Origin of the sequence: Bovifimicola ammoniilytica, assembly GCF_025567085.1 — a bacterium.
In the GTDB taxonomy this organism is placed as follows: domain Bacteria; phylum Bacillota; class Clostridia; order Lachnospirales; family Lachnospiraceae; genus Bovifimicola; species Bovifimicola ammoniilytica.
Map to the genome: position 1 here is coordinate 45,776 of NZ_JAOQJN010000011.1, position 14,295 is coordinate 60,070.

The following is a 14,295-nucleotide window of genomic DNA, read 5'->3' on the forward strand; positions in this document are numbered from 1 at the left end:
TTTAAATTCTAATATTCTATAATATTAATTTTTAGTACTTAATTTCAATAACCTCTTTATCTATGTTATATTTTTCTAAAATAATGTCATCTATGTAAATTGTTGTAGCTTCCCTAAGGTTCTTGTCATAATTCATATCTTCAAATTCAATAAGAAGTTTCTTGACGCCCAGCCTGTTATCATCATCTACTATAAGACTAATATCAACGTCACTTACCTTGAATCCTTTTTTCGTTAAAAATGTCACAATATCTTCACTTACTTCTCTTTCATAATCTGAAATTGTAATATCAGCAATCTTCTTATTAAGATTTCTGAGTGATTTATCTAATTCTACAACCTGATTTTTCTCATATTCTTTAATAAATGCATTATAAAGTTCATTACCGTCATTGTATCTGAATATGGGTTTCATAACAATTATAATAATTATTATTCCCGATATCAGTTTTAGATACCTTTTATAGTTGTCTCCTGGTATAATACAGGAAACAATATTAATAAATATAGTAAATACAGCTATTTCCCTTATTACATCCTTAATAAAAACACCTCCTTAATTTCCCATACAGACGATTGCAATAGTTATAACAAACATAAGACTGACCGAAAATACAATTCTTAGCATAAGTATTGCTCCCTCTGAAATTCCCTCCATACACTTTATAATTCTGTCATCTGATACCGGCTGTAGAAATGCATTTGTGAACTGATATGAGAATACGAAAATCACAATTTTAACAATCGGTATAAGGACAATCATCATAAGGACAATTAATCCGGCACCACCTATAGCACTTTTTAATATATTTCCCGTACCATATATCAGACTTGCAATATTTCCTGCCGAATTGCCCATCCCCGATACAATTCCAAGAACATTTGTAACCGTTGTATTTCTAATGCCATCACTAACCGGAGAAAACATCTGCCTTATAACATTGATAGCCATAACAACACTTAACATTGCCTTTACCGAAAATGAAGTTATATTTTTAATCAAAGTACACGCCTTCGATAGGTAATCTTCTGAATGTAGATTACTGACTATACTTAGAACTACATATATATCAATTATTGGCAGCAATAACTTAAGGCAGCATATATCAATTATCGTAATTACTACTAATGCCATCTGATAATATGAAGCAGCATAGACCTGTCCGTCACTAACACCCACACTTACCATATATACCGGAATCAATGCTTTCATAAATTCTGTCATTCTCTTAATTGTCATATATGCAAGTGCTGACAATGCAGTAAATGACGTGATTACCAGCGAAATAATAACCATATAACAGACTATGAAACCTGTGTCCGATACCTGGCTATTCTTCAAAACTTTCATGAAATTCGTAAGAATTGCCGCTAAAATTGATATATACAAAATCTTCTTTAACACTCTGAAATTATTTATTATCTCATCAAACAGAACATCTTTAACATACGTCCATATCTCTTTTAGTCCTCCATTCGCATCACCCAGCATAAAATCATTTGCAATCTCCTTAAAATTAATGTCTTCCAAATCCTCATCATTGTTAATAAACTCCTCAATATCATCAAAGTCAAATTCATTCATAACATCCATACTCCCGGCAAAAACTTTTTGATTATCAATAATCAAAATGAAAGTTGTCAGCAGAATAAATGCAAATGTTCTTCTTATCAATTCTTTCACACCAATCCTCCAATCAAATCTATAAGATTAAGAAAGACTGGCAGGCTTACCACCAAAATCGATAATTTACCAAAAATCTGTATCTGGTTTGCAACCGTGCCAAAACCTGAATCTTTACATATATCCGAAGAAAATTCACATATGAATGCTATTCCTGCAATCTTTAATAAGACCTCAGTATATTGTGCTGATATTTCAAGCCTGTCTCTTATTATGTCAATCGACTTAAATATCTGTCCTAATTTTGAAATGCCAAAAGAAAATACTAATATAGAAGCAATCAGCATTATGAAAACCGCATATTCTTTTTTGACTTCTTTAAACTGAAGTGCGATCAACATACCAGTTATACCTACCATTGCTACCTGAATTGTACTCATTTATCACTCCACCTTTATTCTATCTTTATTTTATAACGGACTCCTATAAAGAAAATAATGATTTAATAGTTTCAAACAACTCGTATATATATGGCACAATCCAATATAGAACTAATATAAGTCCCGCAAGACTTGTTAAAAATGCGTGTTCCTCTCTTCCACTATGCTTTAATATCTGACTTATAACTGAAACTAATATACCAACTGCCGCTATCTTAAATATAATATTTACATCCATATTACTCCTCATTTCATTTACACTATGATTAAGACAACTAAAATACCACCCATAATTCCAAGTGTTCTATATAATTTACAATTATCTCTACATCTTTTATTATTATCTTCTATGTCGGTATCTAACTGTTCTATCATAAGATTAAAATATGATATCTGCATTTCCTTATCCAGAAATCCAAGTGTATTGCCCAAATCCTTTAATTTTTCTATATGTTTCTTACTAAGCATGAGTTTACTAAGTTCTTTATCTACTCCCTCATTCCATATATCGGCAACCGTTTTACCCTGATATTTATCTAGATTATCAGCTACATAGAGCAGGAATTTTTCAAACACCTTGTCAGATTTTTTTAAAATATTTCTAAGTGCCTGTGGCATAACTGTATTATTGTATCTTATTTCTCCACGTAGAATAATGAGTAACTCTTTTAATTTTTTAAGCTGGACATTCTGAAGTATCAGATTCTCACTTGCTTTAAAACCAATTCCTGTTCCGGATATAATCACTAAAACCGCTCCAATAAATTTAAACATTTCCATTCCTCCATCTCTCAATTTCTACAAATCATTCTCTACTAATTTATATCTTTCTGCTTTATTACATTTATTAATAAATATATATTTCTGGAATATTTTTTCCTTAATCATATCTCCAAGAACAGGTTTACTTCTTACATCTTCTAAATCATCACCATGGACTGTACATATGAATCTGCAGCCACAATTTATCCCCTGCCTTATTGCCTTAATATCTTCTTTAGAACCTATCTCATCAACCGCAATAACCTTAGGCGACATCGTTCTTATAAGCATCATTATTCCTGCCACCTTTGGTATTCCATCAATTACATCAGTTCTTATTCCTACATCATTCTGTGGTATTCCAAGATAACAGGCCGCTATCTCGCTTCTTTCATCAGCAATTCCAATATTTAATCCTCTGTAATAACCATTATAACCATTACTTATATTTCTTACCATGTCTCTTAATAATGTGGTCTTGCCCCGGCCAGGCGGTGAAATTATTAATGTATTATAGATACTATCTCTATCTTTATAGATTTTTGGAATTAATCTGTCAGAACAGCCAATCATTTCATGAGCAATTCTTATATTAATAAACGAAATATAACGTAATGTTTTTACTCTATTATTTTCAATTATTGCCTTGCCACAGATTCCAATACGATGTCCGCCTGCAACTGTTATGTAACCTTGTTTTATTTCCTCTTCATACGCATAAATTGAATAATTACTAATATATTCCATCGTCTCCCTGATTTCATTAACTGTAACTATATAAGCATTTTCATAAGTCAACGTAATCTCTCCGTCAGGATTAACAAATCTCTCCATATTATCAATAATAACCATTAGTGGTTGTCCTGCCCTGAGTCTTATTTCATTAATTCTGTCTGCCTTATTTATTACATTACATAATATTTTCCGTAAATTAATTGAAAATATTCTTTCTATCCCTGTGACACTCAAACCTTTCACTCCTCCATCTGAACCTTTGTCCTTTTCATAATATATGTATACATATATGCTTTAATTACACAAAAAAAGAAAAACCCTGAATATTCATATGACAACATCTGTTAATCAAACAATGTCAAATGTCTTAATCTGGGTTTTTCTATATTAAAATCACATATTTTCTCAAATGTATAAGAGCATCAAAAGTCCCTAAAAGTTTCTAATCAGCTAACATCATTCTGTCATTTGCGAATTCTCCACCGCTGACATCTTCGAATTTCTTAAGCAAATCAGACACATGAAGATTCTTCTTTTCATCTCCGGCAACATCATAGATTATTTTACCCTCATGCATCATAATAAGTCTGTTACCCATTTTGATTGCATCTTTCATATTATGTGTAACCATCATTGCTGTAAGATTTTTAGCCGTTACTATTTCTTCTGTTAATTCTAATACCTTTTTTGCTGTCTTTGGATCAAGTGCAGCTGTATGCTCATCTAAAAGTAATATTTTTGGTTCCTGCAAAGTAGCCATTAAAAGTGTAAGAGCCTGTCTCTGTCCACCGGATAACAAGCCAACTTTAGATGTCATTCTGTCTTCAAGTCCAAGTCCTAAAGTCTTTAACTGTTCATGGAATAATTCTTTTTCTTTCTTAGTAATTCCCCATGAAAGTCCTCTTTTCTTACCACGTCTATAAGCAAGTGCCATATTTTCTTCTATCTCCATTCCAGCTGCAGTACCTTTCATAGGATCCTGGAATACTCGTCCTAAATATTTAGCTCTGGCATATTCTGGTTTTGTAGATATATTATCACCATCAAGGATTATTGTACCTGAATCAATAGGATATACACCTGCTATCATATTAAGTGTAGTAGATTTTCCAGCTCCATTTCCACCTATTATAGTAACAAAATCGCCTTTATTAAGCTGAAGATTAACGCCACATAATGCTTTCTTTTCATTAACCGTTCCACGATTAAATGTTTTTCTTACATTTTTTAATTCTAACATTATTTCGAAGCCTCCTCTTCATCCTCAAAGCCAGGGTTGTACTGACTTCTTATTTTAATCTTTTCTACCACAATAGGAACCGATAAAGCAATTGCAATTATAACAGCTGAAATCAGTTTCATGTAGTTCGCATCAAGATTCAACTCAAGAACTATAGCTCTGATTACAAAATACACTGCTGAACCTACTACTACCGAACATAACTTTCCGCCGAAAGATTTAAGCCAGCCAAGTAATACTTCACCGATAACGATTGCTGCAAGACCTATAACGATTGCACCTGTACCCATATTTATATCACCATATTTCTGGCTCTGTGCAACCATACCACCTGCAAGTCCAACAAGACCATTGCTAATCATAAGTGATAATAATTTAGTAAATTTAACATTGACACCTAATGCTCTAATCATATCTTCATTATTGCCTGTAGCACGTATTGCACTTCCAAGCTCTGTTCCAAAGAACCAATATAAGAAAATAATTAACACAATTACAATCACTAATCCGACAATTAATGTTGCTGTCGACTGGTCTATACCAAATTTCTCAGAAACAAGAAGAAAAATTGATTTAATCTTTTTCTTATCTGCTGTTTTCATAAGTGGTGTATTAGCTCTGCCCATTATCTTTAAGTTAATAGGCCATATACTAATCTGTGTAAGTATTCCTGCAAGAATGGCAGGTATCTCAAATACCGTATGCAATATACCTGTAACGGCTCCTGCTAAAAGTCCTGCAAGAAAGCCAATAAATAATGCAAGTACAGGATTCATACCATTGTACATAAGTGCCGCACATGTACAACCACCAAGAGAAAAACTTCCATCTACTGTTAAATCTGCTATATCTAATATTTTAAATGTTATGTATACACCAAGTACCATTACTGCCCATAGAATACCCTGGGAAATGGCATCTGGCATTGCACCTGCAAAGAAACTCATTTGTATTTTTCCTCCAAATTTTATTAGCTATATTATTTTCCAATATCTAAGCCTGAAACATCAATTCCTAATTCCTTAGCTATCTCTTCATTAACCTGTAATTCACATTTAGCTGCATCAAGATATTCTATCGGCATATCTTCAGGTGATGCTTCCCCTTTAAGAATCTTAGCTGCCATCTTAGCTGTCTTCTTACCTAAGTTATAATAATCAATACCATATGTTGCAAGACCACCATTATCAACCATACCTGATTCACCAACAATACATGGAATCTTATTCTCTGTAGCAACCATTGAAACTGTTGACATACCAGCTGCAATCATATTATCTGTCGGAATATAGATAGCATCTACTTTTCCTACCATTGATTCTACGACTGTCTGAATCTCATTTGAGTTAGATACTGTATATACTTTATATGTCATACTATTTGCTTCGATTTCTTTCTTAGCAATTTCAGCCTGGAATAAGGAGTTATCTTCTGCTGAATTGTAGAGGATACCTACTGTCTTACAATCAGGAATTAACTGTTTTAATAATGAAATCTGTTCTTTAATAGGCGTTAAATCTGATGTGCCTGTAACATTTGTGCCCGGTTTATCGTTAGAATCTACAAGTCCAGCTTCAGCAGGATCTGTAACTGCTGTAATGCAGATAGGAATATCTTCTGTCTTACCTGCTATTGCCTGTGCTGCAGGAGTTGCGATTGCTAAAACCAAATCTTTTTTATCATTTACGAATTTTGATGCTATTGTATCACAAGCTGACTGATCACCCTGTGCATTCTGCTGATCTATTTTAGCATCAATACCTTCTTCTTTAAGCCCGTCACAGAAACCCTTGTTAGCTGCGTCTAATGCAACATGCTCTGTTAACTGTATAACCCCAACGTTATACTTTCCTTTTCCTGATCCCGAATCACTTGATGAACCGCAGCCTGCAAGCATACCTGCTACCATGGCTGATGTCATTGTCATAGCTATAATTTTCTTTAATTTCATATTTTACCTCTTTCTTTTAACGCTTATAATATTTTCGATTACGAACGCGTTGTATTCGTAACACGTTAATGTATAAAAGTATCATAAAACACCTTATAATTTTACAATGCTTTGTGCAAATAGTCAATATTTAAAAGGCATAGAGATTATTAACTTAGGAACTTAACACCTAAGATAAAACTTATCTTCTCAAAACGAACTTATTCTGATGTATTTTTAGGCATAATTATACAATCATCATCAATCGTACAATCAGGCGACAACTCTCTAAGATAGTCTAATACATCTGTCTTATTCTTCTCATCTTCTAAATACAATGTCTTATAATTACTCTGCATACAAGGAACGTATGTCATTGACTTTAAACCGCTAATATCAATTTTCAAATTAATCATTCCATTATATTTCGTCTCACCATTAAACCAGAAATCACCAAGACTATATACAACTGGCTTACCATCTATATATTCCATTCCCTGAAGAACATGAGGGTGTCCTCCTATTATGGCATCTACTCCCGAAGCAATCATCTTCTGTGCAATCTCATGCTGGTATGCTTCGAAGTATTTACTGTCCTCCGTTCCCCAATGTATGTATGCTATAAGATAATCACATTGTTTGTCTGCACTTGCAATTACTTCATTTAATCTTGTATCATCATACATAAGAAAAATACCTGCTGAATCTTCTTTAGCTCCCGGTGTATATCTTACCTTTTCTGCACGACTTGCTGATACGAACCCAATCTTAATACCATTTACCACGTAATATACTACTTTCTCGGCTTCATTCGAATTTCTTCCACCTCCAACTGTTGTTATTCCTGCATTTCTAATTATATCAATTGTATCTTCAAATGCTTCATGTCCGAAATCGTATACATGATTATTAGCAAGTGATACTATATCAGCTCCCAATTCATTAAGGATTTTAACTCTTTCAGGTTTCGCCCTGAATGTGTACATTTTCCCAGGTATTGCACTTCCCCTGTCACTTATGGAGAACTCATTATTAAGCATAAATATATCCGCCTCGTTACATTGTTCTATTATCTTCTCACTTATGCAATCCTTTAGTCCTGAAGTGGTATCATAATAATCTAATACAAAACCATCTTCCGCAAGGCATATATCTCCTGCAAATAACAGACTGACTTCATCCGTCTTTTTTGCATCCTTATGTATATCTTCTTTATCTTCAAGAAATTCATCACATAAAACAAACAGGGATTTCCCTGTCTGAATATAAAAATCCCTGTTTATATTGTTACCACTTAAACCCAGTTCACTTACAACCTTTAAACTGTACTGTTTAGTAAACCATTCCACGAAATCTTTTGTTGATTTATCCGATTGTTTTATTTCCAGATATTGTTTTACTATATCTAACTTATCTATAAGTTTATTTTTTGAATTATCTAATGTTGTTACTTTAAAATCATTTGCATCTTCCTTACCATCCTTAGATATTTCTATATTATTTTCAGTACTGTCTCCAGATGATTCATCAGCATTTTCTTTTATTGCATTCTCATCATTTGATGTAATACAATAAGTATTAACCTGGATACTTATTGTATTGAGTTTATCATTAAATATACCTAATATTGAAATAAGAAAAATAACTATTATAGATACAATACTAATTGCTTTCCTGTTGTTCATCTATATCCTCCCAGAATATGTAACTTCCTTTTCGATTTTTCTTCATAAAGTATAATGCCTTGTCTGCTTTCTGCAGTGTCTCCATAACACTTTCGTTACTTGCACTATATGATATAGCTATACCAATTGAACATGAAACCAATTTATTATGAGGAATATTTACATCTTGTTTTATATATTTACTAACAACATCAACAAATCCATCACTAATTTTGTTATATATGTCATCAGCCACCTTGAATACCTGTTCTTTAGAAACATTATTCAATACAACAACAAACTCGTCTCCACCATATCTTACGGCATATCCGATTTTATTACTAACACTACTAAACACCTTAGCAAATTCTACCAATACCACGTCTCCGACATCATGACCGAATGTATCATTATAGTATTTGAAATTATCAAGGTCAGCATATAGAATTGCAATAGAATTATTACAATTACTATGTTCATCTATCTTCTTAGCAAAACCCTGTCTGTTATATAGTCCGGTAAGCATATCTGTAATTGCTAAAGAGTTAAGTTTCTCATTAATTTCTATAATATTCTTTCTGGATTTAATTCTTTCAATTCCACTTGATAGCTGTATTATAGCAGTTTTAATGATTACAAGATCATCATCTGATAAAAATATTCTGCTTCTTCTGAAATTCTTATGCATATTAACTGTTGCTAAAAATACAGAATTAACTCCTTGTTCATCCATAACAGGAACTCCTACCAGAGTAACTATTTTATTCTTGCCAAATAATGATATAATTCTATTAAATTCTAAGAATGACTTATCTGTTCTGTTAACAATAAATGATCTCTTCATAAGATTCATAAAATCAAATATATCATTATATGAAGCTGATATATCTTTTCTTAACTCCTTGTATAATTCATCTACATCATCTTTTTTTCTCTCAAGCATAAGGATACTATCAAAATTAAAATTATTTTGTAGCGTTATCATTGTATTCTCTATCAATGTACCTGTATCATTATCCTCTTTATTAAGCATCTCTTGAAGGAATGACAAAAATTTAATATCTTTCTTACGTTCTGATAACTGTTTCTCCTTACCTACATTATATGATAAGTCAATTAAAGACTCGAGTGGAACATTTAAAAGTCCCGAAGTAACAGGTCTTGAATTTATATTTTTGCCATCAATTATATACATAATGTTCTGCATCTTAACTACGTATCCATTTTCTCTACAATAGCTTAATCCATTTTCTAAAACTTCAGATGCTTTGGCTTCGTCACCACATTTTTTACAAAATCTGTAATATTCTGTGGTAAAGCTTGTAATAATATAGAACATAGCACCCTTGCATACTTCAAAATATGAGTCAGCTGCCTCAAAATATTCTCCCGCTTGCTCATAATCTCCATTATTAACATTTAAAATACCATTTATAAAATTGTAAATCATCAAATCTTCATGCCAATATGCATAATCTACCTCTTCTCCCTCATCAGGATATAGCAAGTGACTTATTCTAATCTCCATATTGCTAAGACATTTATATGCACGATATTCATTACCAACCATATAGTAAGAAAATGCCTGCAGACCATATAACTTAGACGCATTACATATCTGTATGGTTTCAATCTCAAGGTTGTCTAACATCTTAAATATTGTATCAAAATAATTGCATGCCGATATAAAATCCTGAACACAAATACAATTAATCGCCATATTATAAAGTGCTTCTGCAATTCCCTCTGCGTTCCTATTCTTAATCAGAATATCTATGGCATTACTGAAATATTCATTAGCCTTTGTATGTTGTTCAGATATTATACTGTTATAACCCATTCCAAGATACAGGTTGGCTCTTCGTCTTAAGTCACCGTCAAGCATATTAATCTTTAGCTTCTCATTATAGAATCTGCTGCCACATTTATGGTAACCTTTCTCTGAAAACAAAACTATATATTTCGTATAAGCAGATGTTAAAAAATTATAGTTACCTAACATTTTACCTACAGCAATTCCATTCTTAAATGTCTCTGATTCCTTACAATTAATAAAATGTCTGATTGATTCATCATCATTATCATATCCAAAAATTGTATAATATGCGTAAGTATTAAGATAATTATATTTTTTAAGCTTTCTTAATATTTCTTCATTAACTCTTACCTTGCTGAAATCTACTGTGAACACATCTCTCCAACCACTAAATTGTGCAGCTTCCCTTATCATCTCTGCATTGAATTCCAGATTTTCATCACCTAACTTCTTAGAGATTGCTATACATCTGTCTGCATATTTATATGCTAAATCTGACTGTGTCATATTCATCTGAGCAAGTCCACATATATAATTATAGGTATAGCTCTCATATAAGTCAGTCTCCCCGTTATAGAGTGGCAGCATCTTCTCACAATTAAGCATTGCAGAATTATTATCATCCTCTAAAACATTACAAAGTGACCTGATTACATAAAAATCAAACTTATCCTTATTCTCTATATTAAGTTTTTCTTCTGCAATCCTGCTATTTATTATTCCCATATAATGTTCAGCATCTTCTAATGCTAACATAAGGTAAAGGTTTCTTAATTTAACCAGGTAGTCTCTAAAAAAACGTCTGTTTGGTATAAATGTCGAACGATAATTACCATAATCTAATTCTTTATCACTCTTCCACTCAAATATTATATTCATATCCTCTGCCTTATTAATCATCTTATTAAAGTATTCTTCAATATAAGAAAGTGGAGATTGTAATTCATTATATATAATCAGTAACTTTATATTAAGTCCTTCGATATTATTCATTAATTCATTAATAACTTTCATCGATGACTTTCCTGCATACTGGAATCGGTCAAGTACAATAAGTAATGGTGTTTTTAGTGATATATAACTATAACATTTGATAATTGACTGTATGAATTTCTTCATCTCATAATGAACCTCTGATGTTATAATCTGTTCCGTTCTATGTGCCACGCCTGTTGAAAGGTAAGAAACAAATATCTCTTTATGGAGTGAATATACATCGCATCTGTCTATAAATTCACTTACGTTCATATCATTCGAAAAAAACTTCTGGTAATAATATCGTATACCATTTATTAATGGTTCATAAGGTTCTTTAATGTCATTTTTAGAATATCTATGATATAAAAGACCTTTCTTATAGACATCACCAACAATTTTCTCAATATCTTCAAGTCTCATATCCAACATATTATAATGTTTCACAAACATTATCTTCTCTGTTGACATATTATCATCAGTCACATATGAATAAAATAAATTCTTAATATAATTTGTGTGATTCAAATTCATCCCTCACGGTCCATATAATGTATTTATCAAAAGTAGTAAATGCTACTATTATTTCTATTCTACTATATTTTTAAAATATAATCAACTTATCTTTATTTCAAATCCAGGCATAAGTTTTAATATTTTTATAACTATATGTTGTGGTTTCCTATTGACACCGCAACTAAATGTTGTATAATAATTTTATATTTTATTACTTATCGAATTGAGATAGTAATTTGAAAATAGTGTGAAAAATAATGCAGATGCGATTATTGTTCACACGGCTATTTGTTTCTGAGCGAAAGCAAATAGCTTTATGGCAGATGAGAAATCTCCTGTGCAAATTTCTCATCGCTTCATCTCAATAAGTTGCTCAGAAATGGAGATTCCTATGAAAATAATTAAACGAAGCGGTGCAGAAGTCCAATTTGACATAAGAAAAATATCTGCCGCAGTAAAAAAAGCTAATGAAGGTGTAATTGACAGTGAAAAACTTACTAACGAACAGATTGAGATAATCTCTGAAAACGTCACTAAAATATGCAGTGATATGGAACGTTCTCTTAATGTAGAAGAAATTCAGGATTTAGTAGAGAATCAGATAATGAATGAGAAAGCATTTGCAGTGGCTAGAAATTATATTACTTACAGATATAAACGTGCATTAGTAAGAAAATCTAATTCTACCGACGAACAGATTCTAAGTCTTCTTCAATTTGATAACGAAGAAGTTAAACAGGAAAATTCTAACAAGAATCCTATGGTAAACAGCGTACAGCGTGACTATATGGCAGGTGAAGTAAGCAAGGATATAACAAAAAGATTCCTGCTTCCCGAGGATATTTTAGATGCTCATGAAAAAGGAATTATACATTTTCATGATGCAGATTATTTTGCACAGCATATGCACAACTGCTGTCTTATTAACCTTGAAGATATGCTCCAGAATGGAACTGTAATAAGTGAGACCACTATTGAGAAACCTCACAGTTTCTCAACTGCCTGTAATATTGCTACACAGAGCATTGCTCAGATAGCAAGTTCACAATATGGTGGTCAGAGCATAACCCTTTCACATTTAGTTCCATTTGTACAGGTAAGCCGTGAGAAATTTCGTCGTGAGGTGCGTGACGAATTCATTGCAACCGGTATTGAAGCTACTGAAGAAACGATTAATAAAGTTGCTGAACTCAGAGTCAGAAAAGAAATTAAACAGGGTGTCCAGATGATTCAATATCAGGTCATAACCCTTATGACAACTAACGGCCAGGCTCCTTTCATCACAATATTTATGTATCTTGATGAAGTTCCTGAAGGACAATTACGTGATGACTTAGCACTTGTGACCGAAGAAGTTCTTCGCCAGCGAATAATAGGTATTAAAAATGAAAAGGGTGTATATATTACTCCTGCTTTTCCTAAGCTTATCTATGTTCTTGAAGAAGATAACATACATAAGGACAGTAAATATTGGTATCTTACTAAGCTAGCTGCCGAATGTACTGCTAAGAGAATGGTTCCTGACTACATATCAGAGAAAATCATGAAGAAACTTAAAGATGGTAATTGCTATCCTTGTATGGGCTGCCGTTCATTCTTAACTGTATATAAAGACGAGAATGATAAATATAAATTCTACGGAAGATTTAATCAGGGAGTCGTTACACTTAACTTAGTCGATGTAGCTTGTTCATCCGGTGGAGATTATGATAAGTTCTGGAAGATATTAGATGAACGTCTTGATTTATGCAAACGTGCACTTATGTGTCGTCACAACCGTCTTAAAGGTACTCCATCAGATGTCGCACCTATCTTATGGCAATATGGTGCATTAGCGAGATTAAAGAAAGGTGAAACCATAGACAAGTTATTATATAATGGTTATTCTACTATTTCTCTTGGATATGCCGGTCTATATGAGTGTACTAAATATATGACTGGCAAGTCACATGTTGACCCTGATGGTAAGACTTTCGCACTCAAAGTAATGCATTGTCTTAACGATGCCTGCCATAAATGGGCTGATGAGACAAATATTGACTTCAGCCTTTACGGAACACCACTTGAGTCTACTACTTATAAATTTGCTAAATGCTTACAGAAACGATTTGGCAAAATTCCCGGTGTAACCGATAGAAACTACATTACAAACAGTTATCACGTTCATGTAACTGAACAAATTGATGCATTTACCAAGCTTAAATTTGAATCAGAATTTCAAGAATTATCCCCAGGTGGTGCAATCAGTTATGTCGAAGTACCAAATCTTCAAAACAACCTAGATGCCGTACTGGAAGTAATGAAATATATCTATGACAACATAATGTATGCTGAACTTAATACTAAGAGTGATTATTGTCAGGTCTGTGATTATAACGGAGAAATTCAGATTGTTACTGATGATGATGGTAAACTCGTATGGGAATGTCCTAACTGTGGTAACCGTAATCAGGATAAAATGAATGTTGCCAGAAGAACTTGTGGTTATATAGGTACACAATTCTGGAATCAGGGACGTACACAGGAGATTAAAGACAGAGTATTACATTTATAATTATTTGAGTACATTTAAAGACACACACTTAAACCGATG

At 32.5% G+C, this 14,295-nt stretch carries 12 protein-coding genes; 1 reads left to right on the plus strand and 11 read right to left on the minus strand.

Annotated features, from left to right (window positions below):
- Window positions 1–31: 31 nt before the first annotated feature.
- The 11 genes from OCV48_RS12650 to OCV48_RS12700 form a co-directional block, all read right to left on the minus strand.
- Window positions 32–544 (minus strand): stage III sporulation protein AF, encoded by a 513-nt coding sequence (locus OCV48_RS12650; RefSeq protein WP_147592131.1) that lies wholly within the window; start codon window positions 542–544, stop codon window positions 32–34.
- Window positions 545–556: 12 nt separating this feature from the next.
- On the minus strand, window positions 557–1,684 hold the full coding sequence (locus OCV48_RS12655) for a stage III sporulation protein AE (RefSeq protein WP_147592132.1): 1,128 nt from the start codon (window positions 1,682–1,684) through the stop codon (window positions 557–559).
- On the minus strand, window positions 1,681–2,064 hold the full coding sequence (locus tag OCV48_RS12660; RefSeq protein ID WP_021983434.1) for a SpoIIIAC/SpoIIIAD family protein: 384 nt from the start codon (window positions 2,062–2,064) through the stop codon (window positions 1,681–1,683). Before OCV48_RS12660 ends, OCV48_RS12655 begins: the two co-directional genes overlap by 4 nt.
- Before the next feature lie 43 nt (window positions 2,065–2,107).
- Window positions 2,108–2,302: a stage III sporulation protein AC gene (gene spoIIIAC / locus OCV48_RS12665; RefSeq protein WP_021983433.1), complete on the minus strand. Its 195-nt coding sequence runs from the start codon at window positions 2,300–2,302 to the stop codon at window positions 2,108–2,110.
- Between the two features lie 17 nt (window positions 2,303–2,319).
- Entirely contained in the window at window positions 2,320–2,838 is a 519-nt protein-coding gene (locus OCV48_RS12670) for a stage III sporulation protein AB (RefSeq protein ID WP_021983432.1), read from the minus strand.
- A gap of 24 nt (window positions 2,839–2,862) precedes the next feature.
- On the minus strand, window positions 2,863–3,795 hold the full coding sequence (gene spoIIIAA, locus OCV48_RS12675; RefSeq protein WP_021983431.1) for a stage III sporulation protein AA: 933 nt from the start codon (window positions 3,793–3,795) through the stop codon (window positions 2,863–2,865).
- A gap of 208 nt (window positions 3,796–4,003) precedes the next feature.
- Complete coding sequence (locus OCV48_RS12680; RefSeq protein WP_021983430.1) at window positions 4,004–4,801, minus strand: ABC transporter ATP-binding protein; 798 nt, start codon at window positions 4,799–4,801, stop codon at window positions 4,004–4,006.
- Complete coding sequence (locus tag OCV48_RS12685) at window positions 4,801–5,748, minus strand: ABC transporter permease (protein WP_021983429.1); 948 nt, start codon at window positions 5,746–5,748, stop codon at window positions 4,801–4,803. The genes OCV48_RS12680 and OCV48_RS12685 overlap by 1 nt, the downstream gene beginning before the upstream one ends.
- A 32-nt stretch (window positions 5,749–5,780) precedes the next feature.
- On the minus strand, window positions 5,781–6,752 hold the full coding sequence (locus tag OCV48_RS12690) for an ABC transporter substrate-binding protein (RefSeq protein ID WP_147592134.1): 972 nt from the start codon (window positions 6,750–6,752) through the stop codon (window positions 5,781–5,783).
- A gap of 200 nt (window positions 6,753–6,952) precedes the next feature.
- The gene (locus OCV48_RS12695) at window positions 6,953–8,416 is read right to left on the minus strand and encodes a CapA family protein (RefSeq protein WP_147592135.1); all 1,464 of its coding nucleotides are present in this window, start codon (window positions 8,414–8,416) and stop codon (window positions 6,953–6,955) included.
- Window positions 8,394–11,714 carry a GGDEF domain-containing protein gene (locus OCV48_RS12700; RefSeq protein ID WP_262559845.1) on the minus strand — a complete coding sequence of 1,107 codons (3,321 nt, stop codon included), beginning with the start codon at window positions 11,712–11,714 and terminating at the stop codon, window positions 8,394–8,396. The genes OCV48_RS12695 and OCV48_RS12700 overlap by 23 nt, the downstream gene beginning before the upstream one ends.
- 379 nt (window positions 11,715–12,093) lie before the next feature.
- Between OCV48_RS12700 and nrdD the strand changes: the two genes are divergently transcribed.
- A complete protein-coding gene (nrdD, locus tag OCV48_RS12705; protein WP_147592137.1) occupies window positions 12,094–14,256 on the plus strand; it encodes an anaerobic ribonucleoside-triphosphate reductase in 2,163 nt (720 codons plus the stop codon).
- Window positions 14,257–14,295 lie beyond the last annotated feature (39 nt).

Coding starts and splice junctions, on each gene's coding strand:
- spoIIIAC (WP_021983433.1), bottom strand. CDS start 2,302: ATGGATGTAAATATTATATTTAAGATAGCGGCAGTTGGTATATTAGTT.
- OCV48_RS12690 (WP_147592134.1), bottom strand. CDS start 6,752: ATGAAATTAAAGAAAATTATAGCTATGACAATGACATCAGCCATGGTA.
- OCV48_RS12680 (WP_021983430.1), bottom strand. CDS start 4,801: ATGTTAGAATTAAAAAATGTAAGAAAAACATTTAATCGTGGAACGGTT.
- OCV48_RS12695 (WP_147592135.1), bottom strand. CDS start 8,416: ATGAACAACAGGAAAGCAATTAGTATTGTATCTATAATAGTTATTTTT.
- OCV48_RS12670 (WP_021983432.1), bottom strand. CDS start 2,838: ATGTTTAAATTTATTGGAGCGGTTTTAGTGATTATATCCGGAACAGGA.
- OCV48_RS12685 (WP_021983429.1), bottom strand. CDS start 5,748: ATGAGTTTCTTTGCAGGTGCAATGCCAGATGCCATTTCCCAGGGTATT.
- nrdD (WP_147592137.1), top strand. CDS start 12,094: ATGAAAATAATTAAACGAAGCGGTGCAGAAGTCCAATTTGACATAAGA.
- OCV48_RS12660 (WP_021983434.1), bottom strand. CDS start 2,064: ATGAGTACAATTCAGGTAGCAATGGTAGGTATAACTGGTATGTTGATC.